Genomic DNA, 15,201 nt, shown 5'->3' with positions numbered 1-15,201 from the left:
ATGAGTTCTGGGGGGACGAAGGGTCTGCACGGTGATGGGACGTCAACGACCCGAGGGGGAGCAGTGACACGAACGACGGGGCGATCGGTGCCCGAGATCGGCAGCGTGCTCTTGGCCAGTACGGAGCCCGACCAGTTGCGCGCCTGGTACGAGGAGGCGTTCGGGGTGGCCGCCGACACGGACGGGTTCCTCCATCTGGGCGGGGTCGGGCTACTCGTGGACGGACGGGACGACGTGGCGGGCAAGGCGGTGGAGCCGTCGCGCGTGATCCTGAACGTGCATGTCGACGATGCGCGCGCGGTGGCACGGCACCTGGACGGCATGGACGTGACGTGGCTGGCTCCGCTGGAGTACCGCGATCAGGTGGGGGCCTGGTTCGGGACCGCGATCGACCCGGACGGCAACCACGTCCAGATCATCGAGTTGACGGACGCCTACTGGGCGGCCCGCCGGGAGCGCGCCGAACGGGCTGGTGGTCAGGAGCGGGCCGCCTGGTCGCTCGCGGACGCGTCCGTCTCCTGCAGGTTGCCTGCGCAGGATCTCGACCGGGCGAGACGGTTCTACGCCGAGAAGCTCGGGCTGGAGCCGGTGGAGACCCGTCCCGGCGGGTTGCGTTACGAGACCCGCAGCGGCGGCTTCTCGGTCTTCCAGTCGGCGGGCCGCCCGTCCGGGGAGCACACCCAGATGGCTTGGCGGGTCGACGACATCGATGCGGTGGTCGCCGAGTTGCGGCAGCGTGGGGTGGTCTTCGACGACGTGGACGTTCCCGGTCTGCGCACCGTGGACGGGATCACCGAGGTCACCGGGAACTATCCGTCCGCCGGTGGACGCGGCGAGCGGGCCGCGTGGTTCCGTGACAGCGAGGGGAACCTGCACGGTGTCGGCCAGCCCATTCGTGGGGTTGACCAGGGCGCATAGCGCCGCGGACGGCATGGGGGACAACACAGCGGGCGGCGCGCCCCCGGACCGCCGCCCGCCGTACCGCCGTTCCCCAATGAACGCCGTGGCCGTAGGGCGGCCTCCCGGCCGCACACGCCGGGTCCAACCCTCGCGTACCCCCAGGACACCGAATAGGGAGAAGTGCACACAACGCGTGACGCATTCGTGATTCTTGACTGGGTGACATATGGAACCCCGTTCCCTTTAGCGTGGGGGGCATGAGCGCCCTTGAACCGGGCTCGTTCCTTGCCGAACTCACCGCGGCGGAACGCGTCGAGCTGGAATCACGCGGTCGCGTCCGTGACTTCGACCGGGGGGAGACACTGTTCATCGAGGGGGAGCAGTCGAGTTGGGTCGCCGTCTTGCTGAAAGGGCGGGTCAAGGCGTTCTCCTACCGCGAGCATGGGGGTGAGGCCCTGCTGGCGGTGCGCGGGCCAGGCGCGCTGTTGGGGGAGGTCGCCGCGATCGACGGTTTTCCCCGTTCGGCGACGGTCGCGGCGCTGGAACCCGCGCAGGCGCTCGCCGTGACGGCGGAGGAGTTCATGGCGTTCCTTCAGGCGCATGGCCGCGTGTCCATTCTCATCATGCGGACGCTGTGTCAGCGATGGCGTGACGCTGACCGCAAACGGGTCGAATTCGGGATGTTCGACGCGACCGGCCGGGTGGCGCAGCGTCTTGTCGAACTGGCCGAGCGATTCGGCGTGCCGTACGAGCGCCGTGCCGGGACGGCGGGCAGCGGCCCGAACGGGGAGGCGGGCGCCGCGGGGATGGGCCCGGGCGGCCAGAGCGTCCGCATTACGCTGAACCTGTCGCAGGAGGAGCTGGCGGGCTGGGTGGGGGCTTCGCGGGAGGCCGTCAGCAAGGCGCTGCGCACGCTCCGCCGCCACGGGTGGATCGAGACGGGACGGCGGCGTGTCATCGTCCACGACCTTCAGGCCCTCCGGCGACACGCCAAGTGACCCGGGCAAGGGGCTGAACAGCCGGGATGGGGCGGGCGCCTACGAGCGCTCTGGAGTGTGACCCGTACTCTGTGCAGGATGCAGTTGCAGCAGCTCGCCTACTTCGTCGCGGTCGCGGAGGTACGCCACTTCACCCAGGCCGCCGAGCTGCTGCATGTGGCACAGCCGTCACTGTCCAAGCAGATCCGTGCTCTGGAGACCGAGCTGAACGTCTCGCTGTTCAGCCGCGCCCGGGGGAACATCACGCTGACCCCCGCGGGCGAGGCGTTGTTGCCGCTGGCCAAGCGCATCCTCGCCGACGTCGATACCGCGCGGGTGGAGGTGCAGGAGCTGGCCGGGCTCCGGCGGGGACGGGTGCGCCTCGGCGCGACGCCGTCCCTTTGCGCGGGCCTGCTCGCGGACGTCCTGCGCCGCTTCCACGACGCCTACCCGGGCATCCAGCTGCTGGTGGAGGAGGGCGGGTCGCGCGACCTCGTCCGGGAGCTGACCCGCGGGTCCCTGGACATGGCCCTGGTGATCCTGCCGCTGCACGGCGATCCGCCGCTGGACACCACTCCGATACTGCGCGAATACCTGGTGGTCGCCTCACCCGCCGGTCCGGGGACGAGCGAGCGTCCGGCCAAGGCCGCGCACATGCCGCGCCGGTCGTTCCTGCGGATCGAGGATCTGCGGAACCGTCCTCTGGTGATGTTCCGGTCCGGGTACGACCTGCGTGAGGCGACGATCAGCGCGTGCAGAGCGGCCGGGTTCGAGCCCAAGTTCGCCGTGGAGGGCGGTGAGATGGACGCCGTGCTGCGGTTCGTCGAGGCGGGCCTCGGGGTCGCGGTCGTCCCCAGCATGGTGCTCGCCGGACGGCCTGGCCTGCGCGGGACCCCGCTCGTCCTGGACGAGGACGACGAGCATCCCAGGCGCGGCCACCATGGCCCGGGTCTCCTCCGGACGATCGCGCTGGCCCACCGCAAGGATGTCGAACTGACCCACGCGGCGCGCGCCTTCCAGGACACCTTGGAGACGTTCCTCATCGAGGCGGGTCTCGCGGGCAGCCTTCCGGCCGGGGTCGAGAACCTCGTCAACGACTGAGCCGATCAGGTGCCGGCGGGCTCGGGCACCTTCGCACGTGCCACCGGGCTGCGCGCTATGGACATCGACATTCCCGCGGCGAACAGGCACAGCACGCCCGCACCCCACCACGCGAGCGTGTACGAGCCGAGCGACGTGCGAAGGAGTCCCGCCACCGCCGCGGCGGCCGCGGCGCCCAGCTGGTGGGACGCGAAGATCCATCCGAACACGATCGTGCCCGCGGACGGCCCGAACACCTCACGTGCCAACGCGATCGTGGGCGGGACCGTCGCGACCCAGTCCAGGCCGTAGAAGATGACGAAGACGAGCATGCTCGGATGCGGCGAGTCGGCGAACAGTACGGGCAGGACGAGCAGCGACAGGCCGCGCAGCGCGTAGTACCAGCCGAGCAGGACGCGGCTGTCGAGCCGGTCGGTGAACCATCCGGACGCCACCGTCCCGACGATGTCGAACACACCGACCAGGGCAAGCAGGCCGGCGGCCGTGGTCTCGGTCATGCCGTGGTCGTGCGCGGCGGGAATGAAGTGGGTGCCGACGAGGCCGTTCGTCGAGGCCCCGCAGATGAAGAACCCGCCGGCAAGGAGCCAGAACGCCTTCGTCCGCCATGCCCCGGAGAGCGCGCGGAGGGCCGTACGGGCGGCGTCACCGGTCCGTGGCGGGTCGGGTTCCTCGGTGGTGGCGCCGTAGGGCAGGAGCCCCACGTCCGATGGACGCTCGCGCAGGACCAGCACGACCAGCGGCACCACCAGCAGCGCGGCCGCCGCCACCGTGAGCGAGGCCGACCGCCAGCCGTGCGCCTCCACGAGCCACGCCAGCACCGGGAGGAAGACGAGCTGTCCGGCGGCGCCGCCCGCGGTCAGGACGCCGATGACGAGGCCGCGGTGCCGTACGAACCAGCGGCCCGCCACGGTCGCGGCGAACACCATCGCCATGGAGCCCGTCCCGAGGCCCACCAGCACGCCCCAGCACAGGACGAGCTGCCAGCTCGCCGACATGAACACGGTCAGCCCGCTGCCCGCCGCCACGAGCGTCAGCGCCGCGGCGGTGATCCGGCGGACGCCGAACCGGTCCATCAGGGCCGCCGCGAACGGCGCGGTCAGCCCGTACAGGACGAGGTTGACCGACACCGCCGCCGACGTCGTGGCGCGCGACCAGCCGAACTCGTCCTGGAGCGGCACCATGAGAACGCCGGGCGTCGCCCGAAACCCCGCCGCGCCGACCAGCGCGATGAACGCGACCGCCGCCACCGGCCAGGCCCTGTGCAGGTGAGAGATTCTGATCACCCGGTCACTCTGCGGGACGGGCCGGCCTGGAGAAAGTGCGCTGGATGTCAACCTTCGTGAGGATCTGGCCATCGCATCCGAAGACGGAAAAGGTCGACACGGCGGGATGGCGCCGTTCATGGTGATCTCGCCCCGGACGCGATGTACGGTTCGTAGGACGGGACGGCCGAGGGGAGGGTGGGTGTGAACGGCCACACCTCCCGGCATCAGCGTCTGCTGATGCTGCTGGCGGGCTTCTTCGGGTTCGCCGTCACCGCGACGCTCTCGATCGTCCCCGGCTCCGGCGTCGCCGAGGTGATCCGCGCCGGCACCGCCGCCGCGGCCAACAGCGCAGGCAGCAGGGACGCCGCCAGGACGGCGGCCGCGAACCGGGACCGCCGCTCGACGGCCGTCTGGAACCGTTTCGCCACGGCGGACGCGGCCTACCGGTGGCACCGGTACCGGCCGTCCGCCGGCACGAAGCCGTTCTTCCACACCGAGCCGTTCTTCCAAACAGGGGCACATGCCCAGCACGCCGCCCTGCCCTCGGAGATCGCGGCTGCCCGTCCAGGAACGTATCCGGCCGGTGCCATCGCATCGCGCACGATGGCGTTGCCGTCCGCTCACCTGTCGGCCGTCCAGGTACGAGGGCCTCCCACCAGCACGGGTTTCTGACGCTCACAGTCATCCGCCGCAGTGCCCTGCGGACGCTGCGGCGTACCCGTATGGAGGCTTGTCATCAACCGCATCGCCATGCGGCGAGCGTTCCCGACGCTTGCCCAGAATCGCCCTGCCCAGAAACGACCGGCCGTGGACGCGGCGTGCTGACCGCGTTCGCGCGGACCGTACGGACGCCCGATCTGCGCAAGAAACTGCTGTTCACCCTGTTCATCGTCGTGGTGTTCCGCGTGGGCCAGAACCTGCCCGCGCCGAACGTGAACGTACGGGCCGTCAAGGAGGCGTCGGACGCGGCCAAGGAGGGCAACGAGCTCTACGGCCTGCTCGACCTGTTCAGCGGGGGCGCGCTGCTGAAGCTCTCGGTGTTCGCGCTCGGCGTCTACCCGTACATCACCGCGAGCATCATCCTGCAACTGCTGACGGTCGTGATCCCGCGCCTGGAGGCGCTCAAGAAGGAGGGGCAGTCCGGCACCACAAAGATCACCCAGTACACCCGCTACCTGACCGTCGGGCTGGCGATCCTGCAGGCCGCCAGCATCGTCGCCATGGCGTCCAGCGGTCAGCTGTTCCGGTCGTCCGGGGACGTCCTCCATGACGAGGGCATTCTCCCGATCGCCACGATGGTGGTCTGCATGGTCGCCGGCACGGCCGTCACCATGTGGCTGGGCGAACTGGTCACCGAGCGCGGCGTCGGCAACGGCATGTCCATCCTGATCTTCACCCAGGTGGTCGCCGTCTTCCCCGGCCAGCTGTGGGGCATCTACAAGACCAAGCACGGCTTCGTCTTCACGCTGGTCATCATCGTGGGCCTGGCCATCATGGCCGGTGTCGTGTTCGTGGAGCAGGCCCAGCGCCGCATCCCCGTCCAGTACGCCAAGAGGATGGTGGGGCGCCGCATGTACGGCGGCACGTCCACCTACATCCCGCTGAAGGTCAACCAGGCGGGCATCATCCCCGTCATCTTCGCCTCGTCGCTGCTGTACCTGCCTGTCCTGGCCACGCAACTGTGGCCGGACGTGAAGTGGCTCCAGAGAGTGCAGCCCTATCTCCAGCAGGCCAACCCCTGGCACATGGCGGTGTTCTTCGTCCTGATCGTCTTCTTCACGTACTTCTACGTGGCGATCACGTTCAACCCCACGGAGGTCTCCGACAACATGAGGAAGTACGGCGGGTTCGTGCCGGGTGTCCGCCCGGGCCGGCCGACCGTCGAGTACCTGGACCATGTCCTCACCCGGATCACCACGCCGGGCGCCGTGTACCTCGGTCTCGTCGCCCTCATCCCCATGGTGTCCCTGGCGCTGCTGGACGTCGGCGACCAGTTCCCCTTCGGCGGAACGGCCATCCTCATCGTCGTCGGCGTCGGCCTCGACACCGTCAAGCAGATCGAGAGCCAGCTTCAGCAACGCAACTACGAAGGCTTCCTCAGCGGCTGACCCGGAGAAGGCCCCGCCCGGAAGACGATGACCGGGCGGGGATCGGGCGTGAGAGGACTACTTCTTCTTGCCGCCCGCGGTGGCCTTCAGATAGTCGTGGTTCAGGCGCCCGATGACGTCCAGCGGGATGCCCTTCGGGCAGGCGACGGTGCACTCGCCGGTGTTGGTGCAGCCGCCGAAGCCCTCACCGTCGTGGGTGTCGAGCATGGACACGACGCGGTCCCAGCGTTCCGGCTGGCCCTGGGGCACCAGGCCGAGGTGGGTGACCTTGGCGCCGAGGAACAGGGCGGCGGAGCCGTTCGGGCAGGCCGCGACGCACGCGCCGCAGCCGATGCACTCGGCGGCCTCGAAGGCGGCGTCGGCATCAGGTTTCGGGACGGGCGTGGAGTGCGCCTCCGGGGCGGTGCCGGTCGGGGCGCTGATGAAGCCGCCCGACTGGATGATCCGGTCGAACGCCGAGCGGTCCACGACCAGGTCCTTGACGACCGGGAACGCGCGGGCCCGCCACGGCTCGACGTCGATGACCTCGCCGTCCTTGAACTTGCGCATGTGGAGCTGGCAGGTGGTGGTCGCGCGCTCGGGGCCGTGCGGGGTGCCGTTGATGACGAGGGAGCACATGCCGCAGATGCCCTCGCGGCAGTCGTGGTCGAAGGCCACCGGCTCCTCGCCCGCGGCGATGAGCTTCTCGTTGAGGACGTCCAGCATCTCCAGGAACGAGGCGTCGGGGGAGATGTCGGCGAGCTTGTACTCGACCATCCCGCCCTTGTCCCGGGGACCGCTCTGGCGCCAGACGCGCAGTGTGAGCTTCATGATTACTTGTACGACCTCTGAGTCGGCTTGACGTGTTCAAACTCGAGGGCCTCCTTGTGGAGGACGGGCTGCGCGCCCTCCCCGGCCCATTCCCAGGCGGCGACGTAGCCGAAGTTGACGTCGTCGCGCTGGGCCTCGCCGTCCTCGTCCTGGCTCTCGGCGCGGAAGTGACCGCCGCAGGACTCGGTGCGGTGCAGCGCGTCGATGACCATCAGCTCGCCCAGCTCCAGGAAGTCGGCGACGCGGCCGGCCTTCTCCAGCTGCTGGTTGAGCTCCTCGCCCTTGCCGGTCACCTTGACGCGCGCCCAGAACTCGGCGCGCAGCGCGGGGATGAGGTCGAGGGCCTTGCGCAGGCCCTCCTCGGTACGCTCCATGCCGCAGTACTCCCACATGAGGTGGCCGAGTTCGCGGTGGAAGGAGTCGACGGAGCGGTCGCCGTCGATGGACAGGAGCCGCTCGATCTGCGCGGAGACCCGGGTCTCGGCCTCGGTGATCGCGGTGCTGGTCACCGGGGGGAGCTCGGTGCGGGCGATGTAGTCGCCGACGGTGTTCGGCAGGACGAAGTAGCCGTCCGCGAGCCCCTGCATCAGCGCGGACGCGCCGAGCCGGTTCGCCCCGTGGTCGGAGAAGTTCGCCTCGCCGATCACGAACAGGCCGGGGATGTTGGACTGGAGATCGTAGTCCACCCACAGCCCGCCCATCGTGTAGTGGACGGCGGGGTAGATGCGCATCGGCGTGTCGTAGGGGTTCTCGCCGGTGATGCGCTCGTACATCTCGAAGAGGTTGCCGTACTTGGCCTCGACCGTGTCGCGGCCGAGCCGTCCGATCGCGTCGGCGAAGTCCAGGTAGACGCCGAGGCCGCCGGGTCCGACGCCGCGCCCCTCGTCGCAGACGTTCTTGGCGGCGCGGGAGGCGATGTCGCGGGGGACGAGGTTGCCGAAGGACGGGTAGATGCGCTCCAGGTAGTAGTCGCGCTCGTCCTCGGGGATGTCGGACGGGCGCCGCTCGTCGCCGCCCTTCTTCGGCACCCACACGCGGCCGTCGTTGCGCAGCGACTCCGACATCAGGGTCAGCTTGGACTGGTGGTCGCCGCTGACCGGGATGCAGGTCGGATGGATCTGGGTGTAGCACGGGTTGGCGAACAGGGCACCGTGCCGGTGCGCGCGCCACGACGCGGTGACGTTCGACCCCATCGCGTTCGTGGACAGGAAGTACACGTTGCCGTAGCCGCCGGACGCCAGGACGACGGCGTCCGCGGTGTAGTGCTTGATCTCGCCGTCGATCAGGTTCCGGACGACGACGCCGCGGGCCCGGCCGTCCTCCATGATCAGGTCGAGCATCTCGTGCCGCGGGTACAGCTCGACGTTGCCGGCCTCCACCTGCCGCATCAGGGCCTGGTAGGCGCCGAGCAGGAGCTGCTGGCCGGTCTGGCCGCGGGCGTAGAAAGTACGGGAGACCTGCGTCCCGCCGAAGGAACGGTTGTCGAGGAGGCCGCCGTACTCGCGGGCGAACGGGACGCCCTGCGCGACGCACTGGTCGATGATCTGCGTGGAGATCTCGGCGAGCCGGTGCACGTTGGACTCGCGGGCGCGGAAGTCGCCGCCCTTGACCGTGTCGTAGAACAGCCGCTGCACGCTGTCGCCGTCGTTGCGGTAGTTCTTGGCGGCGTTGATGCCGCCCTGCGCGGCGATCGAATGGGCGCGGCGCGGGCTGTCCTGGAAGCAGAACTGCTGAACCTGGTAGCCGGCCTCGCCGAGGGTCGCGCCGGCCGAACCGCCCGCCAGCCCGGTGCCGATGATGATGATCTTCTTCTTGCGCTTGTTGGCCGGGTTGACGAGCTTGGCCTCGAACTTGCGCGTCTTCCAGCGGTCCTCGATGGGACCGGCGGGGGCCTTGGTGTCGGCGATCGGCTCGCCGGACTTGTAGAAGCCGTCGGTCATGTTCAGCTCACCCACCCGAACGTGATGGACAGGGGGACGGAGATGAAGCCGAGCGTCACCACGGTGGCAACGGTCCCGGCGAGGCCCCGCAGGGCCCGCTCGCTGCGCGGAGTGCGCAGCCCGAGCGTCTGGAACGCGCTCCAGATGCCGTGTCTGAGGTGCAGACCGACGAGCAGGAGCGCGACGACGTACCAGAGCGTGATGTACCAGCGGGACGGGTCGAAGTCGGCGACCATCCGGTCATACGGGGTGGCGTCGGAGCCCTTGGGGTTCACCACGAAGAAGGTGAGGTCCAGCAGGTGCCAGACGACGTAGATCGCGATGATGACGCCGCCGTACCGCATCGTGTGGGTGGCATAGCCCTGCGCGTGCGACTTCTTCTTCGCCTTGTACTTCACCGGACGGGCGGCGGAGGCGCGGCGGGCGAGCGACACGGCCGACCACATGTGCAGGATGACCGAGACCCCCAGCACCACCTCGACGAGCGTCAGGACGGTGCGGTGCGGAACCGCGGGCTCCCCGATCGTCCGAAGCCAGTGCGCGTAGTGGTTGAAGTCCTCCGCGCCCAGGAAGATCTTCAGGTTCCCGATCATGTGCGCGACCAGGTACAGCACGAGGATGCCGCCGGTCACGGCCATGACGGCCTTCTTGCCGACGGTCGATCGGTAGATCGCAGGTATCGCTATAGCCACACCGCGCACGGTACGTCTGCCTGGGGAAAGAGTTCCAAGTCATCAGAGCACTCGTTTCGATAGCCTCTGGCTATGAAGCGAGCGACCAGGCCCGATGACCCGTCACGAACCGAACACGAAGGTGAGTGACCTCATACCGGACCAGGGAACCCATCCATCCCGTGACGCACCCGACATTGGCCCCCCGCATGGAGACGTCGATCCCCACAAGGAGGCGTCGAAGGTTGTCCACGACGACCTAAGCCGTCACGCGAGCGCGATGGCTGACCGGCGGGGGCAAAGCCGAAGGCGAGCCCCCGCCGGGAAGATCGCGAAGCGATGACGCGCTCGCCCAAGCACGATCAAGGGGCGAGCCGCTAGGCGAGTCCCTTGGGTCGGGATTGAAATTAACGCTGCCGTCTCGACAGCAGCAGGACGGCGAGGTCGTCGGTCAGGGCGTCGCCGTTGAGACGCTCGACCTCGGTGACCAGTTCGTCGATGAGGGACCGGCCGGTCGCGCCCTTGCGGCGGGCGCCGCGCGCGAGTTCGACCAGGCCGTCGGTGCCGAGCCGGGCGGAGCCCTCGCCGACGCGTCCCTCGATCAGGCCGTCGGTGTAGAGCATCAGCCCCCAGGAATCGCCGAGGTCGATCTCGGTCGTCGGCCATTCGGCGGCGGGCATCAGGCCGAGCGCCGGGCCGTGCGCGTACTCGGGGAGTGCCGCGACCTCGGGGCCGCCGTTGCCGGGAGGCTCCCGGAACAGCAGCGGCGCCGGGTGGCCGGCCAGGTGCATCCGGGCCGTCCGCCGCGACGGCGCGATGGTGATCATGCAGAGGGTGGTGAAGATCTCCTCGCTGCGCCGCTCGTGGCCGAGGACGGTGTCGAGGGTACCGAGCAGCTGTTCGCCGGTGTGCCCGGCCAGCACGAGCGTCCGCCACGCCATCCGGAGCTGGACGCCGAGGGCCGCCTCGTCCGGGCCGTGGCCGCACACGTCGCCGATCATCAGGTGGATGGCGCCGCCCTCGGTCTGCACGGTGTCGTAGAAGTCGCCGCCGAGCAGTGCCCGCCGCCGGCCGGGCCGGTAGCGGGTGTGGTGCCGCAGCGACGGGTCGTCGATCAGCGGGACGGGCAGCAGCCCGCGCTCCAGCCGTGCGTTCTCCCGGCCGAGGATGCGGGCTTCGACCAGCCGCCGTTCGGTCTCCTCGGCGCGCTTGCGCTCGATGGAGTAGCGGATGGCACGGGCCAGCAGGGGGCCGTCCACCTCCTGTTTGACCAGGTAGTCCTCGGCGCCCGCGGCGACCGCCCGCACACCGAGGTGCGCGTCGTCCAGCCCGGTCAGCACGACGACGGCGGCGGGTCCGGACAGGGCCAGCACGTTCCGCAGCCCGTCCAACCGGTCGATGCCGGGGGTGGACAGGTCCACGATGATGCACTGGGTGCGTCGGGTCAGCCTGCGCCGGGCGGCGGTGAGGTCGCTCGCAACGGTGATCTGGATGTCCAGGCCGCTGTCGGCGAGCATTTTCTCGACCATGAGGACGTCGGCGGGGTCGTCGTCGATGAGGAGCAGGTCGATCATGTCCTCTGCCCCTGGCGCGAGGGAATGCGTCTGGTGACTCGTTGTGCTCACAAGGCTTCCGGAAGTCGGGGCTGGCGACGGCATGGCAACGGCACTGGCAACGGCCGGACCGTTCCGGTTTATTCCAGCGCGCAGGAATGGGAGGACCGGACCGCGCCGGGGCAGCGGCGTCTGCCTAGCCGCCAGGTTCCCGGCTCAAGGAGCGGTGAGGCTTCGCTCCGTACAGACCGACCTTAGCGCCTCCGCTCGGCCCGACGCACCCCCCGGGACTGCCATCCGGAGACGTCGCACAGGTCCCGCGCACGGCGTGACCACAGGTCTTACCGTTCTGGCCCGCTCCGGGAAAACTGTTCGAACTTCGCCGGATCTGATGCGTATCTTCGTCCGGTGAAACCGTTGCCGGAAAAAGATCCAGGCAGCCCCGATCGAAGATCACCCGCTCGGTACCTGCTGTGGTTGGTCCGCGTCCAGTGGCGCACCTGCGCCGCCGGCGCGGCGCTCGGGGTGCTCTGGATGCTCAGCCAGGCCCTGATGCCGGCCGCGATCGGCCGCGCCATCGGCGACGGCGTCGTGGCCCGGGACGAGGGCGCCCTGGTGACATGGTCCGGTGTCCTGCTCGGCCTCGGGCTCGTCCAGGCGGTGACCGGCGCCGTCCGGCACCGCTACTCGGTGTTCAACTTCCTGGCGGCCGCCTACCGGACGATCCAGCTCGTCACCCGGCAGGCCACCCGGCTCGGCGGGACGCTGCCGAAGCGGCTGAGCGCCGGTGAGGTGGTCAGCATCGGCCTGTCGGACGTCGCCCACATCGGGGAGACCCTGGACATCGTGTCCCGCGGCTCGGGGGCCGTGGTCGCGATCGTCGTCGTGGCGGGCATCCTGCTGACGGCGTCGCTGCCGCTGGGCCTGATCGTGCTGGTGGGCGTCCCGCTGATCCTGCTCGTCGCGGCGCCGCTGTTGCGCCCCTACCGCGACCGCGAGATGGAGCACCGCGAGCTGGTCGGCGAGCTGAGCACGCACGCCACCGACCTGGTCGCGGGACTGCGGGTGCTGCGCGGCATCGGCGGCGAGCCGCTGTTCTCCCGCCGCTACCACGCCGACTCGCAGCGGGTCCGCGCGGCGGGCGTGGCGGCGGCGCGGGCCGAGACGCGGTTGAACGGAGCCGAGGTTTTGCTGCCCGGCCTGCTGATCGCGCTGGTCACCTGGGTCGGCGCCCGGTTCGCCGCCGACGGGACGATCGGTGTCGGCCAGCTCGTCACCTTCTACGGCTACGCCGTGTTCCTGATCGTGCCGCTGAAGACCCTCGGCGAGGCCGCGGGCAAGATCACCAAGGGGCTGGTGGCGGCGGGACGGGTCACCGAGCTGCTGGCGATCGATCCCGCGTTGCCGGCCACCGGCTCGGCCCGCCCGGCCGCCTCCGCGGACCTGGTCGACATCGCGTCCGGGCTGGTCGTGCGGCCGAATCGGGTCACCGCGATCGCGGCGGCCGACCCGCGCGACGCGCAGGCCGTCGCCGACCGGCTCGGGCGGTACACCGAGGGTGAGGTGGACTTCGGGGGCGTGCCGCTGGACAGGGTCGCGGACGTCCGGAAGCGGATCCTGGTCGCGGTGAACGAGGACCGCCTCTTCTCCGGTCCCCTCGCCGAGAGCCTCGCACCGGCGGACGAGCCGGATGGCGATCCGGCTGCGCTGCGCGCCGCGATCCGGGCCGCCTGCGCCGAGGACGTCATCGAGTCCGCCGGACTGGACACCTACGTCGCCGAGGCGGGACGGGAGTTCTCCGGCGGCCAGCAGCAGCGCCTGCGCTTGGCGCGCGCGCTCGCCGCGGACCCCGACGTCCTCATCCTGGTGGAGCCCACCAGCGCGGTCGACGCCCATACCGAGGCACGGATCGCCGAGAGGCTCGGCCAAGCGCGCGCGGGTCGCACCACCGTGGTGTGCACGACGAGCCCGCTGCTTCTGGACCAGGCCGACCACGTGGTCTTCGTCCAGGGCGGCCGTGTCGTCGCGGAAGGGACGCATCGCGAACTGCTGGCAACCGAGCAACGCTACGCGGCCACCGTCACGCGGGGAGAGGCCACCGAGAGGACGAAGATCGTGAGTGCGGAGACGGGAACGTGAGCGCCGAGACACTGCCGGTCGCGACACCCGCGCAGGTGCGCGCGTACGCGCGGCGGCTCGTCCTGCGGCATCCGCGGTACCTCGCCGCGGTGCTGGCCCTGCACGCGCTGGCCGCCGTGACGGGCCTGGTGACGCCGCGGCTGCTCGGCGAGCTCGTCGAGAACGTCCGCGACGGCAGCGCGGCCATCGACACGACCGGCCTGGCCATCGCGGGGTTCGTGATCGTCCAGGCGGTGCTGGCCCGGTACGCCTACCTCGCGTCGGCGTCGCTCGGCGAGCGGGTGCTGGCCGAGCTGCGGGAGGAGTTCGTCGACCGGGTGCTGGCGCTGCCGCTGTCGCGGGTCGAGCGCGCGGGCACCGGTGACCTGGTCACCCGCGCGTCCCGGGACGTGGACACGCTGAGCACGTCCGTCCGCTACGCCATGCCCGAGACGCTCGTGGCCGTCGTGGTGGGCGGGTTCACGGTCGGCGCGCTGCTGCTCAACGGCCCGCTGGTCGCCCTGCCCGCGCTGGTCGCCGTCCCGATGCTGGTGGTGGTGATGCGCTGGTACCTGCCCCGCGCCCACGGCGGCTACCTGCGGGAGAACGCGTCGTGGTCGCGGATCGCGGACGGGCTGACCGAGACCGTCCAGGGCGCCCGGACGGTCGAGGCCCTCGGCCTGGAACAGCGCCGGCATGCGCGCGGCGACGACGATATCCGGAACTCCTACAAGGCCGAGCGGTACACCCTGCGCCTGCGCATGGTCCTGTACCCCGTGGCCGAGATGGGGTTCGTGCTGCCCGTCGTGACGACGCTGCTGGTCGGCGGCCTGCTCTACATGAACGGCATGGCGTCTCTCGCGCAGGTGACCGCGGCGACACTGTACGCGCAGCAGCTCATCGAGCCGGTGGACACGATGCTGTCCTGGCTGGACGAGCTCCAGCTCGGCGGCGCGTCCCTGGCCCGGCTGCTCGGCGTGGGCGATGTCCCGCCCGACCGGAGGCCGGACGACCGGCGACCCGACGGCGAACGGCTCACCGCACGCGACGTACGCTACTCCTACCGTCCCGGCCTGGACGTGCTCCACGGGGTGGACCTGGATCTGCGGCCGGGGGAGCGGCTGGCCATGGTCGGGCCGAGTGGTGCGGGCAAGTCCACACTCGGCCGGCTGCTCGCCGGGGTGGACGGCCCGCGCTCCGGCTCGGTGACGGTCGGCGCCGGCGAGGCCGTCCCGCTGACCGGGCTGCCGCTGGACGAGCTGCGCGGCCACGTCGCCCTGGTCACGCAGGAGCACCACGTGTTCCGCGGCACGCTCCGCCAGAACCTCGTCATGGCCCGGCCCGGGGCGTCCGACGCCGAGATCACGCAGGTCCTGGAGGCGGTCGAATGGGACGGTCCCGGCCTGGACACCGTCGTCGGCTCCGGCGGCGAGACGCTGTCGCCCGCGCAGGCGCAGCAACTCGCGCTGGCCCGGCTGGTCCTGGCCGACCCGCACACGCTGGTGCTGGACGAGGCGACGTCGTTGCTCGACCCGCGCGCCGCCCGCCGCCTGGAGCGCTCGCTGGCCGCCGTCCTGGAGGGCCGGACCGTCGTGGCGATAGCCCACCGCCTTCACACCGCCCACGACGCCGACCGCGTCGCCGTGGTGGAGGACGGACGGATCACCGAGCTGGGCACCCATGACGAGCTGATCGCCGAGGACGGCTCGTACGCCGCGCTCTGGTCGTCCTGGCACGGCGGCCGCTGACCCGCGCCGC

The 15,201-nt window shown here is 70.5% G+C and carries 12 protein-coding genes; 7 read left to right on the top strand and 5 right to left on the bottom strand.

From position 1 onward, the window contains the following. Positions 1 to 63: 63 nt before the first annotated feature. The 3 genes from AMA02S_RS44965 to AMA02S_RS11025 all read left to right on the top strand — a co-directional run bounded on the left by AMA02S_RS44965 (position 64) and on the right by AMA02S_RS11025 (position 2,978). A complete protein-coding gene (locus AMA02S_RS44965; protein WP_369688385.1) occupies positions 64 to 918 on the top strand; it encodes a VOC family protein in 855 nt (284 codons plus the stop codon). A 239-nt stretch (positions 919 to 1,157) separates the two neighbouring features. Continuing rightward, positions 1,158 to 1,898 (top strand): Crp/Fnr family transcriptional regulator, encoded by a 741-nt coding sequence (locus tag AMA02S_RS11030; protein ID WP_067455692.1) that lies wholly within the window; start codon positions 1,158 to 1,160, stop codon positions 1,896 to 1,898. 78 nt (positions 1,899 to 1,976) lie between these two features. Continuing rightward, on the top strand, positions 1,977 to 2,978 hold the full coding sequence (locus AMA02S_RS11025) for a LysR family transcriptional regulator (RefSeq protein ID WP_067455690.1): 1,002 nt from the start codon (positions 1,977 to 1,979) through the stop codon (positions 2,976 to 2,978). Positions 2,979 to 2,983: 5 nt separating this feature from the next. Here AMA02S_RS11025 and AMA02S_RS11020 read toward each other — a convergent pair whose 3' ends face one another. Beyond that, positions 2,984 to 4,252, bottom strand: coding sequence for an MFS transporter (locus AMA02S_RS11020; protein WP_067457003.1), 1,269 nt, complete (start codon positions 4,250 to 4,252; stop codon positions 2,984 to 2,986). Positions 4,253 to 4,444: 192 nt separating this feature from the next. Here AMA02S_RS11020 and AMA02S_RS11015 point away from each other — a divergent pair, with 192 nt between their 5' ends. Together AMA02S_RS11015 and secY are read left to right on the top strand one after the other, a co-directional pair. Then, on the top strand, positions 4,445 to 4,915 hold the full coding sequence (locus AMA02S_RS11015) for a hypothetical protein (protein WP_067455687.1): 471 nt from the start codon (positions 4,445 to 4,447) through the stop codon (positions 4,913 to 4,915). 146 nt (positions 4,916 to 5,061) lie between these two features. After that, complete coding sequence (secY, locus tag AMA02S_RS11010) at positions 5,062 to 6,351, top strand: preprotein translocase subunit SecY (RefSeq protein WP_084264977.1); 1,290 nt, start codon at positions 5,062 to 5,064, stop codon at positions 6,349 to 6,351. A 57-nt stretch (positions 6,352 to 6,408) separates the two neighbouring features. On the opposite strand, the gene AMA02S_RS11005 is transcribed toward secY, so the two are convergent. From AMA02S_RS11005 to AMA02S_RS10990, 4 genes are all read right to left on the bottom strand, one after another. Continuing rightward, positions 6,409 to 7,161 carry a succinate dehydrogenase/fumarate reductase iron-sulfur subunit gene (locus AMA02S_RS11005; protein ID WP_067455684.1) on the bottom strand — a complete coding sequence of 251 codons (753 nt, stop codon included), beginning with the start codon at positions 7,159 to 7,161 and terminating at the stop codon, positions 6,409 to 6,411. A gap of 2 nt (positions 7,162 to 7,163) precedes the next feature. Further along, positions 7,164 to 9,101: a fumarate reductase/succinate dehydrogenase flavoprotein subunit gene (locus AMA02S_RS11000; protein ID WP_067455681.1), complete on the bottom strand. Its 1,938-nt coding sequence runs from the start codon at positions 9,099 to 9,101 to the stop codon at positions 7,164 to 7,166. A gap of 2 nt (positions 9,102 to 9,103) precedes the next feature. Further along, a complete protein-coding gene (locus AMA02S_RS10995) occupies positions 9,104 to 9,793 on the bottom strand; it encodes a succinate dehydrogenase cytochrome b subunit (RefSeq protein ID WP_084265084.1) in 690 nt (229 codons plus the stop codon). 386 nt (positions 9,794 to 10,179) lie between these two features. Beyond that, positions 10,180 to 11,346 carry a PP2C family protein-serine/threonine phosphatase gene (locus tag AMA02S_RS10990; protein ID WP_245667449.1) on the bottom strand — a complete coding sequence of 389 codons (1,167 nt, stop codon included), beginning with the start codon at positions 11,344 to 11,346 and terminating at the stop codon, positions 10,180 to 10,182. Between the two features lie 387 nt (positions 11,347 to 11,733). Between AMA02S_RS10990 and AMA02S_RS10985 the strand changes: the two genes are divergently transcribed. Further along, on the top strand, positions 11,734 to 13,464 hold the full coding sequence (locus AMA02S_RS10985) for an ABC transporter transmembrane domain-containing protein (protein ID WP_067455674.1): 1,731 nt from the start codon (positions 11,734 to 11,736) through the stop codon (positions 13,462 to 13,464). After that, positions 13,461 to 15,191 (top strand): ABC transporter ATP-binding protein, encoded by a 1,731-nt coding sequence (locus AMA02S_RS10980; protein WP_067455671.1) that lies wholly within the window; start codon positions 13,461 to 13,463, stop codon positions 15,189 to 15,191. Before AMA02S_RS10985 ends, AMA02S_RS10980 begins: the two co-directional genes overlap by 4 nt. The last annotated feature ends 10 nt before the right edge of the window (positions 15,192 to 15,201 follow it).

It is taken from the genome of Actinomadura macra NBRC 14102 (assembly GCF_001552215.1).
GTDB classification, from domain to species: domain Bacteria; phylum Actinomycetota; class Actinomycetes; order Streptosporangiales; family Streptosporangiaceae; genus Spirillospora; species Spirillospora macra.
This window is presented reverse-complemented; position numbering and strand designations above follow the sequence as displayed.

Bases quoted from the DNA above. Each gene is read 5' to 3' on its own strand.
- AMA02S_RS11030 (WP_067455692.1), top strand. From the start codon at position 1,158: ATGAGCGCCCTTGAACCGGGCTCGTTCCTTGCCGAACTCACCGCGGCG.
- AMA02S_RS11000 (WP_067455681.1), bottom strand. From the start codon at position 9,101: ATGACCGACGGCTTCTACAAGTCCGGCGAGCCGATCGCCGACACCAAG.
- AMA02S_RS11025 (WP_067455690.1), top strand. From the start codon at position 1,977: ATGCAGTTGCAGCAGCTCGCCTACTTCGTCGCGGTCGCGGAGGTACGC.
- AMA02S_RS11005 (WP_067455684.1), bottom strand. From the start codon at position 7,161: ATGAAGCTCACACTGCGCGTCTGGCGCCAGAGCGGTCCCCGGGACAAG.
- AMA02S_RS10990 (WP_245667449.1), bottom strand. From the start codon at position 11,346: ATGATCGACCTGCTCCTCATCGACGACGACCCCGCCGACGTCCTCATG.